This window comes from uncultured Faecalibacterium sp. (assembly GCF_900066275.1).
Taxonomy (GTDB): domain Bacteria; phylum Bacillota; class Clostridia; order Oscillospirales; family Ruminococcaceae; genus Faecalibacterium; species Faecalibacterium taiwanense.
The window spans coordinates 1-5,850 of the sequence record NZ_FMFG01000063.1; the positions used below are offsets into that span (position 1 = coordinate 1).

Annotated in this window: 6 protein-coding genes and 1 pseudogene; 5 read left to right on the forward strand and 2 right to left on the reverse strand. The window is 53.4% G+C overall.

All coding sequences use genetic code 11. From position 1 onward, the window contains the following. Positions 1-250: 250 nt before the first annotated feature. The 5 genes from QZL71_RS12660 (at position 251) to QZL71_RS12680 (ending at position 5,124) form a co-directional block, all read left to right on the forward strand. Positions 251-1,108, forward strand: a complete 858-nt coding sequence (locus QZL71_RS12660; RefSeq protein WP_154255802.1) for a YitT family protein — start codon at positions 251-253, stop codon at positions 1,106-1,108. 107 nt (positions 1,109-1,215) lie between these two features. Further along, entirely contained in the window at positions 1,216-2,250 is a 1,035-nt protein-coding gene (locus QZL71_RS12665) for an alcohol dehydrogenase (RefSeq protein WP_097782528.1), read from the forward strand. Between the two features lie 172 nt (positions 2,251-2,422). Continuing rightward, complete coding sequence (gene ade / locus QZL71_RS12670) at positions 2,423-4,162, forward strand: adenine deaminase (protein ID WP_294649062.1); 1,740 nt, start codon at positions 2,423-2,425, stop codon at positions 4,160-4,162. A gap of 156 nt (positions 4,163-4,318) precedes the next feature. After that, on the forward strand, positions 4,319-4,579 hold the full coding sequence (locus QZL71_RS12675; protein WP_097782054.1) for a hypothetical protein: 261 nt from the start codon (positions 4,319-4,321) through the stop codon (positions 4,577-4,579). Positions 4,580-4,632: 53 nt separating this feature from the next. Then, positions 4,633-5,124, forward strand: coding sequence for an HD domain-containing protein (locus QZL71_RS12680; RefSeq protein ID WP_156068839.1), 492 nt, complete (start codon positions 4,633-4,635; stop codon positions 5,122-5,124). Between the two features lie 53 nt (positions 5,125-5,177). Here QZL71_RS12680 and QZL71_RS12685 read toward each other — a convergent pair whose 3' ends face one another. Continuing rightward, on the reverse strand, positions 5,178-5,351 hold the full coding sequence (locus tag QZL71_RS12685) for a hypothetical protein (RefSeq protein ID WP_294649065.1): 174 nt from the start codon (positions 5,349-5,351) through the stop codon (positions 5,178-5,180). A 14-nt stretch (positions 5,352-5,365) separates the two neighbouring features. Further along, a pseudogene (locus QZL71_RS12690) lies at positions 5,366-5,850 on the reverse strand (conjugal transfer protein); the annotation flags it as partial.

A 5,850-nucleotide genomic window follows, 5' to 3' on the forward strand; every position in this document is an offset into this window, starting at 1 on the left:
AAACGCCGGTCGTGTGCGCCAAGGCACAACGCACATAAGATGCCCCCGGAGAGCCGCAACAAGCTCTCCGGGGGCATTTTTGTTTCGCTATCTTTTCCGCAAGGGAAAAACATGGTATACTGAGAACAGTAACTCAGAATTTATAGAGGTACTTCACTATGGAATACAAACGCTTTGGCGGTAAGCTCCTTGTCCGCATCGACAAAGATGAGGAGATCGGTGAAACAAATTTGATTTTAGGGGGACAAAGATGAGTGATGTAAAAGGAAAGACCGGCGCAGTCCTGAGGGAGACGGCAGTCCTGACCGGGGCGGTGGCGATCATTGCGGCGGGCGTTTTCTTTTTTCTGGTGCCGAGCCATACATCCGTCAGCAGCATTTCCGGCCTTGGCATCGTGCTGTCCAATTTTGTGCCGCTGCCCTTGTCGGTCATTACGATGATCCTGAACGTCGTGCTTCTCATCATCGGGTTCTTTACCTGCGGCAGAGAATTTGGCGCAAAGACCGTATACACCAGTGTGCTGCTGCCGGTGTTTCTGGGGCTGTTTGAAAAGCTGTTCCCGGAGTTCAGCTCGATGACCGGCAGTCAGGAGCTGGACGTGCTGTGCTATATTCTGGTGGTCAGCATCGGGCTGAGTATTTTGTTCAACCGCAATGCATCCTCCGGCGGGCTGGATATCGTGGCAAAGATCATGAACAAGTACCTGCACATGGAATTGGGAAAAGCCATGTCTCTGTCGGGAATGTGTGTGGCGCTTTCCGCGGCCCTGGTCTACGATAAAAAGACCGTGGTGCTGAGTATCCTCGGTACTTACTTCAACGGCATCGTGCTGGACCATTTCATCTTTGATAACAGCATCAAACGCCGCGTCTGCATCATCACCGAAAAAGAGGAGGCGCTGCGTCAGTTCATCCTCCATGACCTGCACAGCGGTGCGACCATGTACGAGGCCATCGGTGCATACAATCTGGAAAAGCACAACGAGATCATTACCATCGTGGACAAGAGCGAATATCAGAAGCTGATGAACTTTATCAACCGGGAAGACCCCAAGGCTTTTGTTACCATTTACAATGTGTCCAGCATGCAGTATCAGCCCAAGATCTGATCGGCGGAGAGCTGCCGCAAAGGGCGGGCCTTTTGCGGCTTGCTCTTTGCCATAGCTGCGTGGTATACTCAAGTCCGGAAAGATCAAAGCGCATGGAGGAAAAAAGCATGCTGACCTATACCTATGTTTCAGAGGGAACGTTTGCCCTGATGGAAAAACCAAAGCCGGTGCTGCAGCACGAGCGGGACGCCATTGTAAAGGTGACCCTTGCCAGCATCTGCTCCAGCGACCTGCACATCAAGCATGGCAGCGTGCCCCGGGCGGTGCCCGGCATCACGGTAGGGCACGAGATGGTGGGCATCGTAGAAGAAGTGGGCAGTGCGGTGACCAATGTGAAACCCGGCGACCGGGTGACGGTGAACGTGGAGACCTTCTGCGGAGAGTGCTTTTTCTGCAAAAAAGGCTTTGTGAACAACTGCACCGATCAAAACGGCGGCTGGGCGCTGGGCTGCCGCATCGACGGCGGGCAGGCCGAGTATGTCCGGGTGCCCTTTGCGGATCAGGGACTGAACAAGATCCCGGACGGCGTTACCGATCGGCAGGCGCTGCTGGTGGGCGATGTGCTGGCCACCGGCTTTTGGGCGGCACGCATTTCGGAGATCACCCCCGAGGATACCGTGCTGATCCTCGGTGCAGGGCCGACCGGCATCTGCACGCTGCTGTGCGTCATGCTGCACAGCCCCAAGCGCATCATCGTTTGTGAAAAGGACGCAAGCCGCCTGCAGTTCATCCGTCGGCACTACCCGCAGGTGCTCACCGTGCAGCCGGAGGACTGCGCCGCCTTTGTGCGTGCCCACAGCGACCACGACGGGGCCGATGTGGTGCTGGAGGTGGCAGGGGCAGACTCCACCTTCCGGCTGGCATGGGAGTGTGCACGGCCCAACGCCGTTGTGACGGTGGTGGCGCTGTACGATAAGGCACAGACCCTGCCGCTGCCGGAAATGTACGGCAAAAACCTCACCTTTAAGACCGGCGGCGTGGACGGCTGCGATTGTGAAGAAACGCTGCGTCTCATCGCAGAAGGCAAGATCGATACCGAACCGCTCATCACCCACACCTACCCCCTGCGCCGGATCGCAGAGGGCTACGAGCTGTTTGAAAAGAAACGGGACGGCGTGATCAAGGTGGCAGTGGAGTGCTGACGGTCTGCGCCAAGACACAACGCACATAAAGTGGCCCCGGAGAGCTGTAACAAGCCCTCCGGGGCCATTTTTGTTTCCCGACATCTTTTCCGCAGCGGCAAGGCGTGGTAGAATAAGGGCAGAACCAATCCACAGGTGAGAAAATCGAACTTCAGAGAGAGGAGATGTTTCTATGCAGTCCGATGAACTGAAACGCCGGATCTCGGCAGGCAGAGGAGATGCTTTGGCTGATCTGGTTTTGAAAAATGCCAGAATTGTCAATGTGTTTACCGATGAGATCGACACCGCTGATATTGCCATCAGCGGAAATTCGATCGTGGGCGTGGGCACGTATCATGGCCGGAAAGAAGTTGATCTGCACGGCAAATATGTCTGCCCGGGCCTGATCGATGGGCATATCCACATCGAAAGCTCCATGCTCTGTGGTCCGGCTTTCGAGCAGGCAGTGCTGCCCCACGGTACCACTGCGGTGGTCACAGACCCACACGAGATCTCGAACGTTGCGGGGCTGGAAGGCTTGGATTTTATGCTGGAAACGACAAAAAATCTGACCCTTTCGGTTTATTTCATGCTGCCCTCCTGTGTTCCGGCTACGGATCTGGATGAATCCGGCGCGGTGCTGAACGCAGAACAGCTCCGGCCTTACTACGGCGATCCCCGCGTGCTGGGGCTTGCGGAACTGATGAACGCCTATGGAACGGTGCGCTGTGACCCGAAGATCCTGCAGAAGATCCGCGACTGCACCGAAGCAGAAAAGATCGTGGATGGCCATGCACCGCTTTTGAGCGCTAAGGACCTGAATGCTTATATTGCGGCAGGCGTTCAGTCCGATCACGAGTGCTCCAACATCGAGGAAGCCATGGAAAAACTCCGGCTCGGACAATACATCATGATCCGGGAAGGAACGGCTGCCAAAAATATGGAGGCCCTGATGCCGCTGTTCCGGGAGCCCTATTGCAGCCGCTGTATGCTGGTGACAGATGATAAGCACCCCGGTGACCTGCTGGACAGCGGACACATCGATTCCAACATCCGTAAAGCGATCCGGTTGGGGGCGGACCCGGCAGTGGCCGTCAAAATGGCAACGCTGGTCCCGGCACAGTATTTTGGGTTCAAGCAGCGCGGTGCCGTAGCACCGGGGTACCGGGCAGATCTGGTTGTGGTTTCTGATCTGGAATCCTTTATGGTCGAACAGGTTTACAAGAATGGCACGCTGGTGGCCGAGCACGGAAAAACGCTGAAACCCGCACCGCTTGACATCGACCGTGTGAGATTTTCCCACGTTATGGATTCCTTTGATCTGGATGAGATCACACTGCAGGACCTGGAACTTCGGGAAAGCGGGGAGCAGGAGCGTGTCATCTGCCTGAACCGGGGCGAGTTGCTTACGGAGGAAAAAATCATCCCGTTCCAACGGCATCCGGGCAAAGCTCCCGGTGTGGACCCGGAACACAACATCGTAAAACTGGCCGTTTTTGAGCGGCATCATCACTCCGGCCATGTGGGTATTGGCTTTTTAGGAAACTTCAGCCTGAAATGCGGAGCCGTTGCATCGAGCATCGCACATGATTCCCATAACCTGATCGTGGCAGGGGACAACGATACCGATATGATGCTGGCCGGCAACACTGTGCGGAAAAACAAAGGCGGACTTGCGTTTGTGGCAGATGGACAGGTCGTGGCAGAACTTGCGCTTCCGGTGGCCGGATTGATGAGCACCGAAAGCGCAGAGAGCGTTGCGGCGAAAATGCAGGCGCTGAACGATGCCCTCAAGGCACATGGTGTAGCGGAAGACATCGGCATCTTTATGACCCTCGCCTTCGTCAGCCTTCCGGTCATTCCCAAACTCAGACTGAATACATACGGCATCATCGATGTAGCGCAGCAGAAAGTCGTTCCGGCTGTTTTTTAATAGGCGATAACAAAAATACTGCCGGAGATCGACCTGAATGGTCCGTCTCCGGCAACAGAACAGTTCGTTCCTACTCTTAGAAGCGAGCCACATCAAGAGAAAAATTGACGGAAATTCTTATTTGATAAATCGGAATTTGTAGAGGGGTGTGATTATATGAAAAACAATAGCCCACAAAAGCAGGCTGCCATTTCTTGGATCATTTTGATGATAGGAATATTGCTCGCAGTAATAGGAGCAATGACGGCAAAGGAGTACAGAGTAAACCTATGCCTGCTAATCGGTGCAATGGTTGTTGTTGGTGGTATTGTATATCATCTCACCATGATGAAATGTCCTTATTGCGGTTGCTCGCTTGTTGGTTATAGGCCGATCCCTAAAGAATGTCCAAAGTGTCATAAAAGATTTGAAGAATAAGTTCGCGTTTATCAAGGTGAACATTTAAGTATTAAAAACGGGAGTGAAAACAAATGATGACCATTGCACAGATCATGGAAAAGATGATCGCCTTTTCCGAAGGGAATATCCATGACATCACGCACCTGAGCTGTGTGTGGACCTATGCCAAAACCATTGGTGAGCTGGAGGGGCTGGACGCAGACACGCAGTTTATTCTGGAGGTGGCGGCCATCACCCACGATATCGCCTGCCCGCTCTGCCGCAAAAAATACGGCAACACCAATGGTAAATATCAGGAGCAGGAGGGTGCCCCGCTGGTGCGGGAGTTCTTGGCGGATACCGGCATGACAGCGGCACAGATCGACCGGGTGGCCTATCTGGTAGGGCACCACCATAGTCCGGCGCAGATCGACGGCATTGACTATCAGATTCTGATTGAGGCGGATTATATCGTCAATGCGTCCGAAAGCGGGTACGGTCAGCAGGCAATCCGAACCTTTATGGAACATACGATGAAAACGGCAGCAGGTATCCGGCTGACGAAAACAGTGTTTGGAGTGTAAAAATGATTGGGCTGCATTTTGTCAAGATAAAAAATCAAGATGCTGCTGCAAATTTAAAAATTGCCAGCTTTCGCTTCTTTTTGGATGATTTTTCGCATTTGAGTATCCAATGTGCTCGTTGCATTCGGATTGAAAAAGATGTTGACGTTGTAAGTTGTGTTTCTGACTCGCATGGTCAACAGTCCGTCAGCGGGGCGATGTTCGGTCAGAGTGATAGTTTTGCTCATTTGTGCTTCTCCTTTTACAATGTGTGTTCAGTTGCCTTTTGCTGGGGCTGTAATTTTTTCTGTCCAAGCGCTGCCTTGCTATCGTTCAACTTTTTCAGCACCGATTCCTTCTCCGGGATCTTGCCGTCCGGTGCGGAAAGCTGTTGCTTATTCAGCACCATGTCGATATACTTGCGGATATTTTTCAGGGCAGAGACGTCCGGTTGCAAGGCTTCCAGTTTGGTACGCAGTTCTGCGCTGCCAGATTGCAGCGCAGAAAATTCGGCATCCAATGCCGAAAAATCTACCGCTGTGCTGCCGTTCAGTTTCATCAGAGTGCGGACAGCTTTATTAAAGGTGTCCAGCTCCTCTTTGTGCTGGGCGGCATAAGCGTCCTTGGTCAACTTGAAGTTCTTCTTGATAAAGGTGTCGTGGATGGGCTTCAGCTTGGCATGGGCGGCGGCAGCATCCTTGATCTGGGCGATTGCCCGCATACGGTTTTCGTTCTGCTTCAACTGCC

What these genes read in the sequence shown, in the direction of transcription:
- QZL71_RS12660 (WP_154255802.1), top strand. Translation starts at nt 251, where the DNA reads ATGAGTGATGTAAAAGGAAAGACCGGCGCAGTCCTGAGGGAGACGGCA.
- QZL71_RS12665 (WP_097782528.1), top strand. Translation starts at nt 1,216, where the DNA reads ATGCTGACCTATACCTATGTTTCAGAGGGAACGTTTGCCCTGATGGAA.
- ade (WP_294649062.1), top strand. Translation starts at nt 2,423, where the DNA reads ATGCAGTCCGATGAACTGAAACGCCGGATCTCGGCAGGCAGAGGAGAT.
- QZL71_RS12675 (WP_097782054.1), top strand. Translation starts at nt 4,319, where the DNA reads ATGAAAAACAATAGCCCACAAAAGCAGGCTGCCATTTCTTGGATCATT.
- QZL71_RS12680 (WP_156068839.1), top strand. Translation starts at nt 4,633, where the DNA reads ATGATGACCATTGCACAGATCATGGAAAAGATGATCGCCTTTTCCGAA.
- QZL71_RS12685 (WP_294649065.1), bottom strand. Translation starts at nt 5,351, where the DNA reads ATGAGCAAAACTATCACTCTGACCGAACATCGCCCCGCTGACGGACTG.